This window comes from Lactobacillus ultunensis DSM 16047 (assembly GCF_001436305.1).
Classification (GTDB): domain Bacteria; phylum Bacillota; class Bacilli; order Lactobacillales; family Lactobacillaceae; genus Lactobacillus; species Lactobacillus ultunensis.
The window spans coordinates 17,690-32,615 of sequence record NZ_AZFO01000001.1; the positions used below are offsets into that span (position 1 = coordinate 17,690).

At 35.9% G+C, this 14,926-nt stretch carries 13 protein-coding genes; 11 read left to right on the forward strand and 2 right to left on the reverse strand.

Translation table 11 applies throughout. The features are described from left to right. Window positions 1-17: 17 nt before the first annotated feature. Both FC57_RS00105 and murC read left to right on the forward strand, forming a co-directional pair. Window positions 18-1,919: an SLAP domain-containing protein gene (locus FC57_RS00105; RefSeq protein ID WP_007126557.1), complete on the forward strand. Its 1,902-nt coding sequence runs from the start codon at window positions 18-20 to the stop codon at window positions 1,917-1,919. A gap of 50 nt (window positions 1,920-1,969) precedes the next feature. Beyond that, window positions 1,970-3,283: a UDP-N-acetylmuramate--L-alanine ligase gene (gene murC / locus FC57_RS00110; protein ID WP_007126556.1), complete on the forward strand. Its 1,314-nt coding sequence runs from the start codon at window positions 1,970-1,972 to the stop codon at window positions 3,281-3,283. 75 nt (window positions 3,284-3,358) lie between these two features. Here the strand turns inward: murC and FC57_RS00115 are convergent, their stop codons facing one another. Together FC57_RS00115 and FC57_RS00120 are read right to left on the reverse strand one after the other, a co-directional pair. Then, window positions 3,359-4,204 (reverse strand): SLAP domain-containing protein, encoded by an 846-nt coding sequence (locus tag FC57_RS00115; RefSeq protein WP_007126555.1) that lies wholly within the window; start codon window positions 4,202-4,204, stop codon window positions 3,359-3,361. 93 nt (window positions 4,205-4,297) lie between these two features. Continuing rightward, entirely contained in the window at window positions 4,298-5,854 is a 1,557-nt protein-coding gene (locus FC57_RS00120) for a M1 family metallopeptidase (RefSeq protein ID WP_007126554.1), read from the reverse strand. A 130-nt stretch (window positions 5,855-5,984) separates the two neighbouring features. On the opposite strand from FC57_RS00120, the gene FC57_RS00125 reads away from it, so the two are divergent. From FC57_RS00125 to nrdR, 9 genes are all read left to right on the forward strand, one after another. Continuing rightward, entirely contained in the window at window positions 5,985-6,962 is a 978-nt protein-coding gene (locus FC57_RS00125; RefSeq protein ID WP_007126553.1) for a class III bacteriocin, read from the forward strand. A gap of 132 nt (window positions 6,963-7,094) precedes the next feature. After that, window positions 7,095-7,403 carry a type II toxin-antitoxin system RelB/DinJ family antitoxin gene (locus FC57_RS00130; RefSeq protein ID WP_040529893.1) on the forward strand — a complete coding sequence of 103 codons (309 nt, stop codon included), beginning with the start codon at window positions 7,095-7,097 and terminating at the stop codon, window positions 7,401-7,403. A gap of 16 nt (window positions 7,404-7,419) precedes the next feature. After that, window positions 7,420-8,307, forward strand: a complete 888-nt coding sequence (locus FC57_RS00135; protein ID WP_007126551.1) for an SPFH domain-containing protein — start codon at window positions 7,420-7,422, stop codon at window positions 8,305-8,307. A gap of 110 nt (window positions 8,308-8,417) precedes the next feature. Continuing rightward, window positions 8,418-8,840 (forward strand): MarR family winged helix-turn-helix transcriptional regulator, encoded by a 423-nt coding sequence (locus FC57_RS00140; protein ID WP_007126550.1) that lies wholly within the window; start codon window positions 8,418-8,420, stop codon window positions 8,838-8,840. Beyond that, window positions 8,827-10,221: a DHA2 family efflux MFS transporter permease subunit gene (locus FC57_RS00145; protein ID WP_040529807.1), complete on the forward strand. Its 1,395-nt coding sequence runs from the start codon at window positions 8,827-8,829 to the stop codon at window positions 10,219-10,221. The genes FC57_RS00140 and FC57_RS00145 overlap by 14 nt, the downstream gene beginning before the upstream one ends. 134 nt (window positions 10,222-10,355) lie before the next feature. Next, window positions 10,356-13,016 carry a DNA polymerase I gene (polA, locus tag FC57_RS00150; protein WP_007126548.1) on the forward strand — a complete coding sequence of 887 codons (2,661 nt, stop codon included), beginning with the start codon at window positions 10,356-10,358 and terminating at the stop codon, window positions 13,014-13,016. A gap of 8 nt (window positions 13,017-13,024) precedes the next feature. Next, entirely contained in the window at window positions 13,025-13,855 is an 831-nt protein-coding gene (gene mutM / locus FC57_RS00155; RefSeq protein WP_007126547.1) for a bifunctional DNA-formamidopyrimidine glycosylase/DNA-(apurinic or apyrimidinic site) lyase, read from the forward strand. Further along, on the forward strand, window positions 13,852-14,454 hold the full coding sequence (gene coaE / locus FC57_RS00160; RefSeq protein ID WP_007126546.1) for a dephospho-CoA kinase: 603 nt from the start codon (window positions 13,852-13,854) through the stop codon (window positions 14,452-14,454). Before mutM ends, coaE begins: the two co-directional genes overlap by 4 nt. 2 nt (window positions 14,455-14,456) lie before the next feature. Beyond that, window positions 14,457-14,924: a transcriptional regulator NrdR gene (gene nrdR, locus FC57_RS00165; RefSeq protein WP_007126545.1), complete on the forward strand. Its 468-nt coding sequence runs from the start codon at window positions 14,457-14,459 to the stop codon at window positions 14,922-14,924. Window positions 14,925-14,926 lie beyond the last annotated feature (2 nt).

Sequence of the window (14,926 nt, forward strand, 5' to 3'; positions counted from 1 at the left end):
CAAGGAGAGTGAGACAAATGCGTCTTAATAATAAAATTTTTTCCAGTGCAGCAACCATCTTAGCAACGCTATCACTGGGTCTATTGACTACTCAAACGGTTCATGCACAAAGCATTACGCTTCGTAAAGGTTATGATTATATGACATTGCCTTATATTAGACAAAAAGGCAGGTTTATCAATGCTAATAAAGAAATCAAAATTAAGAATTATAAATTTTACGGTCAGCCTATTTTAACTAAAGGCAAGAAAGTATTTTATATTAATGCGACGACATCGTATTTAATTAATCAGGGTCGCTACTACTATTTAGGTAATGGCGGATACATTAAACAAGATAATGCTTCCGTGAAGGGAAACACATATGTGTTGACTCATAATTCATATATTTACGGCAAAAATGGGAAGAGGTTAAAGACTTTCCGTGGTAAACGCGCTTATTTGACTGCTAATACCCAAATTAAGTCAGGAGTTCGCAATGAATATTACCGCACACCTTATACTTACTACAATATTGGCAAGAATACTTATATTCAGAGTGATCAAATAGCCAAAGTAAACGGCAAGGGCGTCTTGTTTGTCTCCCAAAATAGTTCCGTTTATAACTCTCGTGGTCAACGTCAAAAACGAGTAATCAAAGCAGGTCGATTAGTACCATACGCTGGCAAAGTTCGGGATAAGTCAAGCCAGTATTTCTATGTAGCTAACGATAATGAGAATCATGTTCGCTCGATTAAGAATTACAAAATTAAGGGCAACTATTACTTTAGAATTGGTAAGAATAAATATATTAAAGCTAATAATGTGAATGCTATTAATGGTAATCCTCTTTATACTAAGGGTCCTATCAAAGTGAAAATCATTGCAGATACGTATGCTTATAATAAAGATCTCCAAATGATTGACAAGTTGTATAAGAAAGGTCAAACTGTGATCGCTGATCAGATGGTTAGATTTGGAGATGGTGACTATACCACTTCTTATTATCGTGTAAAAGGTGGCAAGAATCCGGTTTACCTTGATACAAGGCTTTATGAAGATAGTTATATTGAAGGCCCTTATGTTTGGAGTGGCGAAGAAAGCGAAAATAACTCAACCTTGGTTAAGCAGTATCTCGGCAGTCAAGATTACTACCAATTGCGTTATACTGTAGCCAATTTTAAGAAAGGTCAGGGTGTCTTTTACAATGTGAATGGACAGAAAGTCGATTATAAATTTAGTGGTGATGAATTGGCCGTTAACCAGAAGCTTTATCTTTGGAATGCTAAAGAAAATAAGGCTGAATTGTATTACCATGTTCAAAACTCATTAGTCTATCAAGCTGGGGCTGAAGATGAGCGTCAAAACACTGCCATTAGCAATCTTTATATAAAGGCTAGTGAATTCACAATTAGTGGTCGAAAACTCAAGACTAGCAATACGGAAGCCGAAGCGCAAGCAGATAGCGAATTGGCCACTGCTAGTGAAAAGGCTACGCTTACCAGTTCAATTTCCGATGCAAGTAGCGTTAAGAATTCAATTAAGTATCGTCTAGATAATTGGGTAAATCGTAGCTTGTATAACCAAGCAGTAGAAAATGCTAGAACTGTTGCTAGTGATAAAAATGCAACTAAGGCTGCAGTAAAAGAGGCTTTGTGGCAAGTTGATTTTGCAAAGAAAAATTTGAAGGGTGCTAAGGTTAAAGTTAAGGATATTAATAATCTGACACCAATAGAAGCACAACAAGTCTTAAATGTAATGCGTCAAGCTTACAACGGGTCTCACGCTGTAGTTGGTGTATATCAAAAGTGGGCTCATAAGCCAGGATATTATCCTGCAGAAGGATGGAAAGGCAATCAAAAGACAAGATATTATTTGCTTCCTGGTAATGGTGCCAAAAAAGTACTTCTAAAGTTTTCTGATTTTGCTACGGAAAAATGAAAAAATGTTAAAATGAAAGACGAGTATTTTTAACATTATGGAGATTTATTATGTTAGATAAGAACAAACAAATTTGGTTTATTGGTATTAAGGGTACAGGTATGGCATCCCTTGCTTTGCTTTTACATGATTTAGGCTACAAGGTTGCTGGTAGTGATATTGAGAAGTATACATTCACTCAAGTTCCACTTGAAAAAGCTGGTATTGAAGTTAAGAATTTTGATCCAGCAAATATCAAGTCAAATGATGAACAAGTAATTGTTAAAGGCAATGCTTTTAAAGAAGACAATCCAGAAGTTAAAGCATGCCTTGATAAAGGCGTAAAGTGGCAAAGTTATCCAGATACTGTTGAAGAAATTGTACAAATGCACACTTCAATTGGCATTTCAGGTACTCACGGCAAGACTTCAACTACTAGTCTGTTGTCACACGTTTTAGGTGAAGTTGCACCAACTACTTACTTGATCGGTGATGGTCGTGGTAAAGGTGTTCCAGATTCACGTTTCTTCGTTTACGAAGCTGATGAATACCGTCGTCACTTCCTGGCATATCACCCAGATTACCAAATTATGACTAACATCGATTTTGATCACCCAGATTACTTCAAGGATCAAGACGATTACACGAGTGCATTTCAATCTGCAGCTGATCAAACTAAGAAGGCATTGTTCGTATGGGGCGATGACAAGCGTTTGCAAAGTCTTAAGACAGATATTCCTAAGTATACTTATGGTTTTAAAGATACCGATGATTTCCAAGCTACTCAAGTTGAAAAGTCTACTACTGGTTCCAAATTCCATGTATTGGCTCACGGTAAAGATCTTGGTCAATTTGAAATCCATTTGTTTGGTGACCACAGCATTTTGAATTCAACTGCTGTTATTGCGGTTGCTTACACTGAAAAGGTACCAATGGATGATATCCGCGATGGACTTCTTACATTCAAAGGTGCTAAGCGTAGATTTAGTGAAAAAGACTTTGGCGACATTGCCGTTATTGATGATTACGCTCACCATCCAACTGAAATGCGTGCAACTATTCAGGCTGCTCGTCAAAAGTTCCCTAACAAGAAGTTAGTTGTTGTCTTCCAACCACATACCTTCTCAAGAACTAAAAAGTATCAAAAGGACTTCGAAGAAATTTTACGTGGTGTAGACAAAGCCTATGTCACTCCAATCTATGCTTCAGCTCGTGAAAAGAATGGTGATATTTCTAGTGATGATTTAGTTAAGAATATTCCGAGCTCAGAAGTTATTGACTTGGATAACATTGCTGATCTGACTAAGAATAAAAACTCAGTCATTGTCTTCATGGGTGCTGGCGATATTCCTAAGTACGAAGATGCTTTTGAAAAGTTGCTTTAATTGAAAATAAGTAAAATAAAAGTCTCATTGCGTTGGGCAATGAGACTTTTTTTACTTTAAATATTAATTTGTTAATTATTCACTGGGTAAGTTAGCTACACCCCAGTTTAAAACTGCAGTTTTGCTGTTGCCGCTAAACCAAATGCCAGCGCGAGTGTTACTGTGTCTGAGCAACATGTTAGCACGATCATATGAATGATAATCAGAGTAGGCACCATTGAATAATATTTTCTTTAAGCTATTGTAGATAACTCTCTTCATACCAGTCATAGTCTTAGGATAGTTCTTTACTTGGAAAGTATAGGTAGTTTGATCCCAATCATTTTCGTCAGTAAACTTGCTTTGAATATTGTAATCTGTCTTGATTTGAGTAGATTTAGCTTGTTTACGTGCGCTGTTGAGCAACTTTAAGGCATACTTGTTGAGTTCCTTCATTTGAGCAGTAGTTAAAGTTGGAGCAGTTGCCTTTTCTTTGCTATCAGCTTTGTTATCTGCATGGAAAACATTGTCCTTAACACCTTGTTTAGAAATTCTGATCAGTTTATTTTCGCTACCATCGGTTTGCAAATCATTGTAGTTTTCTAATGCATCTGCATAGCCTGCTGGCAATTGGAAGGCATTGGCACTAACTGGAGTAGCAAAGTTGGCACGCTTGACATATTTAGCGTTGCCGACTGAATAGTAGTACTTGCCCTTGATCTTAATGGCATCGCCATAGACAGCAACTTTAGCACCCTTTTTGTAGTACATGTTGTTTAGCTTTTTGCCATTCTTGTTAAAGATATAGGCATTGTGAATGATAGTAAGCTTAACTGCTTTAGTAGCAGCATAAGTAGTAATAGGTGTACTTACAGCGGTTGCAACTGGAGCCATAGTTAAAAAGGCTGCAGCAACAGCTGCCAATTTGATAGATCTTTTCATAGGATTCACCTTTCTTTTTATAAGTTCTTACTTTTAGCTTACCATGATTATATAAAAAAGAGCTAAGCAATCTAATAAAAATTGCTTGGTTTTTTAACGTAAATAATTAGAATCTATAAATCTATTAATGATGTAATTTACTTTTTTAGAATTATCATACTTTCGAATAATATTTAAAAAATCTTGCGTAGTAGCTTGCTTTAGGTAGTAGGTCTGATAATAGTCATGTAAAGCAGCAAAGAACTTATTTTTACCCATCGTTTCCATCAAGGCAAGAGGGAAAATATTACCAATATCGTATGCCATGTCATCTGTATCTATTCCTTTTTGAGGTTTGTTTACAGGGCGATTAACATAAGTAGTTTTTTCATTGGGTTGATTGATGATTTTCTTAATAAAACTAGCAAGGGCTTGGTTAGCTCGCCTAACCATTTTGCGATTATAGTATTTATTATGTTCTAGCTTGGCACAATATACCTTACTCTTACTGTAAGTTAAATCATAAATGCTATTTTCAAGAAAACTTGTTAAGCCTTCATCAAGCCAGGGTTCCATATATTCATCGCTGCCAACTGTTCCATAAAACCATTGATGACCAATTTCATGAGCGACATCTGCAGTTAGTTCAGTATATTTATCTGTAGTAATTGGAGCAGTATTCTTATGCTTTTTGATAGTCTTTTTCTTTCTAGTCTTTTTAATAAATCCACTGCCATCAATCATTACTAAACCAGGATATTCCATGCCGCCTGTATCCTTACCTAGTAAACTTTCAGTCATATCTAGTTCTTGGTAGGGATAAGTACCAACATCTTTAGTAAATAAATTGAAGCTATCTTTGGCTGTCATTAAAGCTAGTTTGTTATATTGTTTGCTGTTTTTTCCTGAGAGGTAATAATTATTGATTTTGATACCGTTAGCAGAGGTATGCGATACTTTAAACTTATTTGAGGCAACGATAGCAACTTCACGCATGTTTTTAGCATCAATTGTGGTCATACCTTTTTTAGTAGTATTTTGACCGGACGCTGCTACTTTATAAGATTTTGGAGCGAAAAGGTTAACGTGGAAGTTGCTGATGGCGCTATTACGATTCTCACCCGGATCATAGTAGGGATGGTAATTCCATTTACTATTGCGATAATCACTTAAATAAGGAAAACAGAAGGAAAGATTATATAGTTTACCGTTGTTTACCTTTTGATAACCAAAACGATCGTTTCTTTGAGGGACATCAGTTACAACATTTACTGTAAGATCAGTTGATTGACCAGCATTTAAGCTTTTGTTAACAAATAAATTGCTTTTATCTTTGCCAGTAGTGTAAGTCAGTTTTTCACCATTAGAACTGATATTTTTGACAGTAGTTTTGGCATTTCGCGTGGCTTTAAAATGCTGATGGTCATACTTTAATACGCCATATGCAATATTTCTAACAAGTAAATTTTTGACGGATTCGTTACCATTGTTAACAATATGCATAGTAATTTTTTCCGTTAATTGATTTTTTCGTGTATTTAGCTTGATGCTCATTTTATAATTTGTTGCCCTGATTGTGGGGTCAGCGGCAGCTTGTACATGTGGGCTGAAAGCTAAAAGAACTGTGAATGTGATGAAGCTGGATAACACAAGTATTAATTTCTTCTTCATAAATGTTTCCTCCGATGATTTCAATTATAGAAAGAACAAGGAAAGAACACAATTCGAAATTAGAAGATAAGTTTCTGAACTAGGGTATAATGAGCATATGAGTTTTGAAATGAGAAAGAAGATATAGAAAATGGTAAAAAGCATAACACCAGAATTAGTTTATCGATTGAACGGGATGCATCATGTAGTTGCACAGGTAGGTGCAGTAAATGACAAGCATGTTTTTGCATTACAGTTGTTGCATAGTGCTCATGATGTGTTAGTTTATAGAAAACATGAGGGAATTACTAAGAATATCGATTATACAGAACCACATTTAGTAATGACCGGTTTTGGTCATACTCAAACTTGGGTGCCAGCTAATGATAAAGATGAATATTTTGTGGGTGCTAAACCAAATTCAGATAATTGGACAACTCAAATAGCTCGAGTAAAATATCCTAAATTGTTATCAGAGAATTATACTTCTAATACTCAATTACCACGATTATCGCACTTAAATCATGCGACCGATGTTGCTTATGATGGACACAATCATTTGCATCGTGTTGAAGCTGCAGTATCACCTAATGGTAAGTATTTTATGATCGCTGCTATTTGGAATGATAATTCGGGACATTTTGCTTTATATGATTTAGATGAAGTTAATCAAAAATTAGATCAAAATGGTACTAAAAATACCCCAATTACTGATTTGCATTGCTTAAGTGCTTTTCATATTGATAATTTTGATAATTCAGGACTTGCTCCAGATGAAGAGCAACCGAACGTGATTGATTCAGTTCAGGGTTATGCAATCGATGATGATAAGAATATTTATATTTCTAATCAATTATCACCAAGGATCAATCACACAACAGGTGAAGTAACTACTTGGTCACGCAAGATTGTTAAGTTCCCATGGGGTGAAACCAATAATGCTAACTGGAATGTAGCAATGGTTGATGGGATTGACTTGCCAGATCGGTATAGTGAATTGGAAAGCATCCATGTTAATGCACCGGATGACATTTATTTGACTGTAGCTTACCACCAAAAATATGTTAAAGCTGGTGAGTATAGCTTGCGTACATTGGAGAATCAGATTTTTCATATTAGAGATTTATAACAGAATAGTTTCAAAAGGTAGAAGGAGAAGATTTCTTCTACCTTTTTTTATTCGAAAATATTTTACAAATTTATATACAAACGATATACATATAATATATAATAGCTATGAATTAGAAAGGAGATAATGGCTATGGCTGAGAAGACAACTGGACTTTATGTCAGAATGAATCCAGAGAAGAAAGAAAAAGCAGAAGCAATTTTGAAAAAGCTGGGCTTGAATTCGGCTACTGCCATCAACATGTTTTATGATCAAATTATTCTGCATAATGGGATTCCATTTAGAGTAGAAATTCCGAATGCTTGGGACAATTTAGATCAGATGAACAGGTATGAATATACTAAGTTGCTTGACGAACGCCTCAATACATTAAGTGGACAAAAAGATTTATTAGGGGATATAGCTAAGCGGCTTGATGCAGATAAAAAGAAAGATAATTAACATTTGAGGTAAAAACATGATGTTGAAGATTTTACTGGGAGTAATTGTTGTTTTAATCATTGCTTACATTTGTTGTGGATTTAGAATTGTGCCTCAGAATAACGAAGGTTTGGTAGAAACTTTAGGTAAATATTCTAAGACCGTTAAGGCTGGTTTTATCTTTATTTGGCCACTTTTCCAACGTATTCGCAAGGTACCTTTAGCCCTGCAACCACTTGAGATTTCTAAGTATTCAATCATTACTAAAGATAACGCAGAAATTACCACTTCTTTGACTTTGAACTATTTAGTAACTGATTCATACCGTTACTTCTATAACAACACCGATTCCGTTGAATCAATGGTGCAATTAATTCGTGGTCACTTGCGTGATATCATTGGCCGTATGGATTTAAACTCAGCTCTTGGTTCTACTAAGGAAATTAATGATCAATTGTTTACTGCTACTGGTGATTTGACCAATATCTACGGTATCAAGGTTGTACGTGTGAATGTTGATGAACTTTTACCAAGTCCCGAGATTCAACGTGCGATGGACAAGCAATTAACAGCTGATCGTGAAAAGACTGCTACCATTGCCAAGGCTGAAGGGGAAGCTCGTACTATTGAAATGACTACCAAGGCTAAAAACGATGCTTTGGTTGCCACTGCTAAGGCCAATGCACAAGCAGTTAAGACTCAAGCCGATGCCGATGCTTATCGGGTACAAAAAATGCAAGATGCTTTATCTAAGGCAGGAGAAGGCTACTTCAGAAACCAAAGCTTGGATAGCTTCAATCAATTGGCTCAAGGTCCTAACAATTTGATCGTTGTTGGTAAAGATGAGATGACTGACTTGGGTAAGGTTCCAGCTTTGAAGAAAGTTTGGGATGCAAGTGGTCAAAAAGATTCTACAGAAGAATAATGATTAAGGTGCTTCGTTAAGGAGCACTTTTATTTTTGTTTAAAATTAGTTTGACATCTAACAAATAGTAGCTAAAATAATTGTTAGTTGTCTAACAAATAGGAGAAACTATGGAACCTGTAAAAAAATTGGTCAAACAAGCAGGAGTGCGAATCGATCAATTAAGAGAAGAACGTGCTAAACGCTTTGGTATAACTGGCGTGCAATTCTCTGTGATTGATTTCTTAGCTAATCAAAAGAATAATGCTGCGTCGCAGACTGCTATCGAAAATGAATTTGAAATTCAGCGTTCAACTACAACAATTATGTTGCAGCGAATGGAAAAGAGAAATTTGATTCAACGAATCGTTGATCCAACTGATAAGCGAAAAAAGATGGTGCAACTAACTGAAAAATCATTGTCTTTAGTACCTAAGATTCAGCGAACGATTAAAAATGATGATCTTGACCTCTTGCAGTATTTTTCAAAAGAAGAATTGGAAATTACAAAGAGGGTTTTAAATTTTATTAAAAAGGAAAATGCGAATGAATGAAGATAAGATACCTAAAAAAGTGATTGCAGCGATTGTTGCTACAGGAATTATGTCATTCTGTGGAGTTATAGTTGAAACCTCAATGAATATTGCCTTCCCAACTTTGATGCGTCAATTCAACATTTCGACTAATACAGTACAATGGATGACCTCGATGTACCTCTTAGTGATCTCCATTGTGGTACCTTTATCAGCTGCATTGAAGAGCAACTTCAAGATAAAAAAGTTGTTTTTAGTGGCCAATATCTTATTCCTGGTTGGCTTAATCATTGATGCGGTAGCGCCTGCATTTGGCTTTTTGCTTGTAGGGAGAGCAATTCAAGGTATTGGTACTGGAATCGCTTTGCCACTAATGTTTAACATTATCTTGGAACAAGTCCCGCAGAAAAAAATTGGTACAATGATGGGCGTTGGCAATATGATTACCGGTATTGCACCCGCTCTTGGACCAACTTTTGGTGGTATTGTAATTGCATCCCTCGGCTGGCGCTGGGTCTTTTATTTTTTGATTCCATTAATCCTAATTTCTTTGTTCTTAGGAATCTGGGGGATTGAACAAAAGTCAGCTATTAAGAAGGTCAAAATTGATCTACTAAGCGTCTTATTTATTGCTGTTTTCTTCATTGGCATGATCTATGGCTTTAGTAATCTTAGTTCTGGTTCGCTTCTGTCGTTTAAGGTTGGCGGTTCAATTATTCTTGCTTTAATTGCATTAGTTTTATTAATCTGGCGTTCAAATCATCTGACAACTCCAATTTTAAACTTGAAATTGTTTAAATCAGCTAGATTTAGTGCTCACATTTTAGGCTTCTTCATGATACAGCTGATCTCTCTTGGTAATGCTTTCTTGTTGCCAAATTATATTCAATTGGTGAATGGCAATTCTGCTTTAGCAGCTGGCTTGATTGTTTTGCCTGCTGGAGCTGCTGGGGCAATTATGGGGCCAATTGGTGGTCGCTTGTTAGATCAACATGGTGCTAGAAAGCCTATCCTTAGTGGCGTTTTTTTAATCCTGATCGAATTGCTTCTATTTTCAATTCTTTCATTGCATTTGAATAACACTATGATTTTATTCATTTATATTATTTATATGGCAGGTATGGGTATGATCATGGGTGACGTGATGACCGATACCTTAGCCGGACTTGATCCGGAAAAAACGACGCAAGGTAATGCTATTTTGAATACGGTACAACAATTTGCTGGTGCCGTTGGTACATCGATTACTTCAGCGATTGTTGCTTTAAGTCAAAGTCAGTTGCATTCTAAGGTTGGTTATCCAACTGCAATTGGTACGCAACATGCGTTTATCTTTCTATTTGTTTTGGCAATAATTATTTTGGTTTTGTTCTTCAAATATATAGGAAATAAAAAAGATTAATAGATTTTAGTAGACTAATTTGTAGAAATTAGTCTACTTTTTCTTTATCTAAAAACATCAGGCTGAAAGAATAGCTAGTAAACTGGTAAAATAGATAAGTAAAGATAGAACTATTTATTTAAAAGGGAGATAAAATGGCAGATAAAAAATTACTTCTAATCGATGGTAACTCTGTAGCTTTTAGAGCTTTCTATGCTCTTTATCGTCAACTAGAATCTTTCAAGAGTCCTGATGGCCTGCACACCAATGCCATTTATGCTTTTAAAAATATGCTTGATGTTCTCTTAAAGGATGTTGAGCCAACTCATATTTTGGTAGCTTTTGATGCAGGCAAAGTAACCTTTAGAACTAAGATGTATGGCGAATATAAGGGTGGTCGTGCTAAGACGCCAGAAGAATTACTGGAACAGATGCCTTATATTCAAGAGATGCTGCATGATTTAGGTATTAAAACTTATGAGCTAAAAAACTATGAAGCTGATGACATCATTGGTACTTTTGCGACTAAGGGTGAAGAAAATGGTTTTCAAACGACTATCGTTACAGGTGATCGCGACTTGACCCAATTAGCTTCAGATAAAACGACTGTTGAAGTAACCAAGTCTGGTGTTTCTGAACTTGAAGCTTATACACCTGAACACATGAAAGAAGTTAATGGTGTTACACCAACTGAATTCATTGATATGAAAGCCTTAATGGGTGATAATTCAGATAATTATCCAGGCGTAACTAAAGTTGGTCCTAAGACTGCTTCTCGTTTAACTCAAAAATACGGTTCAGTTGAAAATCTTTATGAACATGTAGATGAAATGAAGAAGTCGAAGCTAAAGGAAAACTTGATCAATGACAAGGATAAGGCATTTTTAGCTAAGAAGTTAGCGACGATTGATCGTGATTCACCTGTTACCATTGATATTGATGATGTTAAGAGACAACCAGTTGATTATGAAAAATTGCGCCAGTTTTATGAAAAATTGAACTTCCGCAAGTTCTTAGCTGAATTGAATGCTTCTGGTAAGGGACAAGATGATACTGCTACTGAAAAAGTGGAATATACGGTACTCGATGATCATAATTTTAAAGATGTTAAAGTCACAGAAAATGATCAGGTTGAATTCTATTTAGCGATGCTCGGTGCAAATTATCATTTGGCAGATTTTGTCGGCTTCAGTTTAAAGATTAATGATCAAATTTACGTTTCCAAAGATGTCGAACTGCTTGAAGAAGATAATTTAAAGCATTTATTGGAAGATGAAAAAATAAAAAAGAATGTTTTTGATCTAAAGAGAACAACAGTAGGCTTACATCGTTTAGGCATTCATGCTCATGGCTTGGATTACGATATGCTTCTTGCTTCGTACCTAGTTAATAATGAAAACAACTCTAATGATTTAGGTGAAATTGCTCATCTTTATGGAGATTATTCGGTTAAAACCGACATGGAAGTCTATGGTAAGGGTAAGAGTGAACATATTCCAGATGATGATATATTGTTCAACCACCTAGCTTCTAAAGTTAATGCAATTGAAAAATTGAAAGAACCACTTTTGAAGAAATTGAAGGAACATGAGCAAGATGATTTATTTGATACAATTGAAATTCCGACTGCTCGTGTCTTGGCAAAAATGGAAATGAATGGGATGAAGGTGGAAGCCAGCACCTTGATCCAATTGCAAAATGAATTTGCGGTTAAGTTAAAAGAACTAGAAGACAAGATTTATGAACAAGCCGGCGAACGCTTTAATTTGAATTCACCTAAGCAATTAGGTCATATTTTGTTTGAAAAGCTAGGGCTTCCAGTTCTGAAAAAGACGAAGACTGGTTATTCAACTTCAGTAGAAGTCTTGGACCAATTGAAGACGCAAAGCCCAATTGTAAGTGAAATTCTTGATTATCGTCAGATAGCGAAGATTCAATCTACTTATGTCAAAGGCTTGCTTGATGTAATTCAGCCTGATGGTCGTGTTCATACGCGTTATTTGCAAACCTTGACTGCAACTGGTCGACTTTCTAGTGTTGATCCAAATTTACAAAACATTCCAACTCGTACTGAAGAAGGCAAACAAATTAGAAAAGCCTTTGTGCCTAGTGAACCAGACGGCTATATTTTCTCTTGTGACTATTCACAGGTTGAACTGCGTGTGTTAGCACATGTGTCTGGGGATGCTCATATGCAGGAAGCCTTTAAGACCGGCTATGATATTCACTCACACACTGCTATGAAGATCTTCCACTTGGATTCACCAGATCAAGTTACACCCCTCATGCGTCGTCATGCTAAGGCCGTTAACTTTGGGATTGTTTATGGAATTTCAGATTATGGTTTATCCAAGAACTTAGGTATTTCTCGAAAACGGGCCAAGGAATTCATCGATAATTACTTTGAACAATATCCACAAATTAAGGATTACATGAATAAAGCTGTTCAAGAAGCACGCGATAAGGGTTATGCAGAAACAATTATGCATAGGCGCAGATACTTGCCTGATATTCATGCTAAGAAGTACACGGTACGTGCTTTCGCTGAAAGAACCGCTATTAATTCACCAATTCAAGGATCAGCTGCAGATATTATCAAGATTGCCATGATCAATATGCAAAAGAAGTTAGATGAATTGCATCTGAAAACCAAGATGGTAGTACAGGTTCATGATGAATTGATCTTTGATGTACCTAAGGATGAACTTGAAACGATTAAGAAGATTGTCCCAGAAGTAATGCAATCAGCTGTTAAACTTGATGTGCCACTGATTGCAGACTCTGGCTGGGGTCACAATTGGTATGATGCAAAGTAGGTGATAAAATGCCTGAAATGCCCGAAGTGGAAACTGTTCGGAGAACTTTATTGCCGTTAGTAAAAGGGAAAACAATTAAAAAAGTGATTTTGTGGTATCCCAAGATTGTAGCTACGGATCATGATAAATTTGTTGAAGAGTTACCGGGCAAGAAAATTATTGATATCGATCGATATGCGAAATACTTACTCATTCGTTTAAGTGATAATTTGACGATTGTGTCACATTTACGGATGGAAGGTAAATATCATTTGACTACACCAGATGCGCCTAAAGATAAACATGATCACGTTGAATTTATTTTTACTGATGGTACAGCTTTACGTTATAATGACGTGCGCAAATTTGGGCGGATGCAGTTGATATTAACTGGTACTGAAAGACAGATAACTGGCATTGGCAAGTTAGGACCAGAACCTAATAGTTCAGAATTTAGTGAACAATATTTTATAGATAGTCTGAAACGCAAAAAGAAAAATATTAAAAATACTTTGCTTGATCAAAGAACTGTTGCAGGTCTGGGTAATATCTATGTTGATGAAACTTTATGGCAAAGCGGCATTCATCCCTTAAGTGCGGCTAATAAGATTCCAGAAGAAAAAGTTAAACAGCTGCGCCAAAATATTAATCATACTATTACAGTTGCGACAAAAGAACGTGGTACTACTGTCCATACATATCTTGATGCTAATGGCAAAACTGGTGGCTATCAAAAGATGCTTAAAGTCTATGGGCATGCTGGAGAAAAGTGTCTTAAATGTGGCACTATTCTTGAGAAAATTAAAGTTTCAGGGAGAGGGACAACATTTTGTCCTCACTGTCAGGTGATTTATAAATGACATATGTATTAGCCTTAACAGGTGGAATTGCAACGGGAAAGAGTACAGCGGATCAGTTTTTTAAGAATAAAAATATTCCCGTGATTGATTGTGATCAAATTGCTCATGATTTAATGAAACCACAGAATGCATCTTGGTTAGCAATTAAAGAACATTTTGGCCCTGCTTATCTAAATGCGGATCAAACAATTAATCGCAAGAAATTGGGGCAGTTGGTTTTTAGCAATCAAAATGCACTTGATCAGTTAAATCAGTTGACTCATCCCTTAATTTTCGCTAAAACAATACAAAAGATAAAAGAGTATCAGAAGCAAAAGCTGGTCATTCTTGATGCTCCAGTGTATTTTGAATCTGGAATGGATAAGAAAAAATTAGCTGATGGCGTGTTAGTCATTACTTTACCTCAAAAAATGCAGTTGGCTCGTTTGAAAAAAAGAAACGGTTTAACGGATAAGGAGGCAAGGATACGAATTGATAGTCAAATGTCATTAGCTAAAAAAGCTGAAATGGCTGACTTTGTCATTGAAAATACTGGTACAATAAAAGAACTAGAGAAGAAACTAGAACAATTATTAATTAAAATCAAAGAAGAGGGATAGCTATGGAATGTCCAAATTGTCATCAAAATGCCTCCCGCGTTATTGATTCACGTCCTAGTGATGAAAACCGTGCAATCAGACGACGCAGAGAGTGTGAAAATTGTGGTTTTCGTTTTACTACCTTTGAGAGAATTGAAACTGCACCATTATTGGTTATTAAAAATGATGGTACACGTGAACCGTTTAGTCGAAAGAAAATCTTGCATGGTGTTATGGCTGCTGGTCAAAAACGTCCAATTAGTAGTGAACAATTTGAGCAACTAGTTGATCATGTAGAAAATAAAGTTAGAAAACAAGGAGTTAGTGAAATCTCATCTAAAAAGATTGGTCAATATGTAATGGATGAATTGGCTGATTTGGATGATGTTGCTTACATTAGATTTGCTTCTATTTATCGTGAGTTTAAAGATATGTCTAGCTTTATGAAAACAATGGAAGATATGATGGCCAAAAAGGGGAAAGGTAATTAATC

Coding starts and splice junctions, on each gene's coding strand:
- FC57_RS00140 (WP_007126550.1), top strand. CDS start 8,418: ATGGAACCTGTAAAAAAATTGGTCAAACAAGCAGGAGTGCGAATCGAT.
- nrdR (WP_007126545.1), top strand. CDS start 14,457: ATGGAATGTCCAAATTGTCATCAAAATGCCTCCCGCGTTATTGATTCA.
- FC57_RS00105 (WP_007126557.1), top strand. CDS start 18: ATGCGTCTTAATAATAAAATTTTTTCCAGTGCAGCAACCATCTTAGCA.
- FC57_RS00115 (WP_007126555.1), bottom strand. CDS start 4,204: ATGAAAAGATCTATCAAATTGGCAGCTGTTGCTGCAGCCTTTTTAACT.
- coaE (WP_007126546.1), top strand. CDS start 13,852: ATGACATATGTATTAGCCTTAACAGGTGGAATTGCAACGGGAAAGAGT.
- murC (WP_007126556.1), top strand. CDS start 1,970: ATGTTAGATAAGAACAAACAAATTTGGTTTATTGGTATTAAGGGTACA.
- mutM (WP_007126547.1), top strand. CDS start 13,025: ATGCCTGAAATGCCCGAAGTGGAAACTGTTCGGAGAACTTTATTGCCG.
- FC57_RS00130 (WP_040529893.1), top strand. CDS start 7,095: ATGGCTGAGAAGACAACTGGACTTTATGTCAGAATGAATCCAGAGAAG.
- FC57_RS00125 (WP_007126553.1), top strand. CDS start 5,985: ATGGTAAAAAGCATAACACCAGAATTAGTTTATCGATTGAACGGGATG.
- FC57_RS00135 (WP_007126551.1), top strand. CDS start 7,420: ATGATGTTGAAGATTTTACTGGGAGTAATTGTTGTTTTAATCATTGCT.
- FC57_RS00145 (WP_040529807.1), top strand. CDS start 8,827: ATGCGAATGAATGAAGATAAGATACCTAAAAAAGTGATTGCAGCGATT.
- polA (WP_007126548.1), top strand. CDS start 10,356: ATGGCAGATAAAAAATTACTTCTAATCGATGGTAACTCTGTAGCTTTT.
- FC57_RS00120 (WP_007126554.1), bottom strand. CDS start 5,854: ATGAAGAAGAAATTAATACTTGTGTTATCCAGCTTCATCACATTCACA.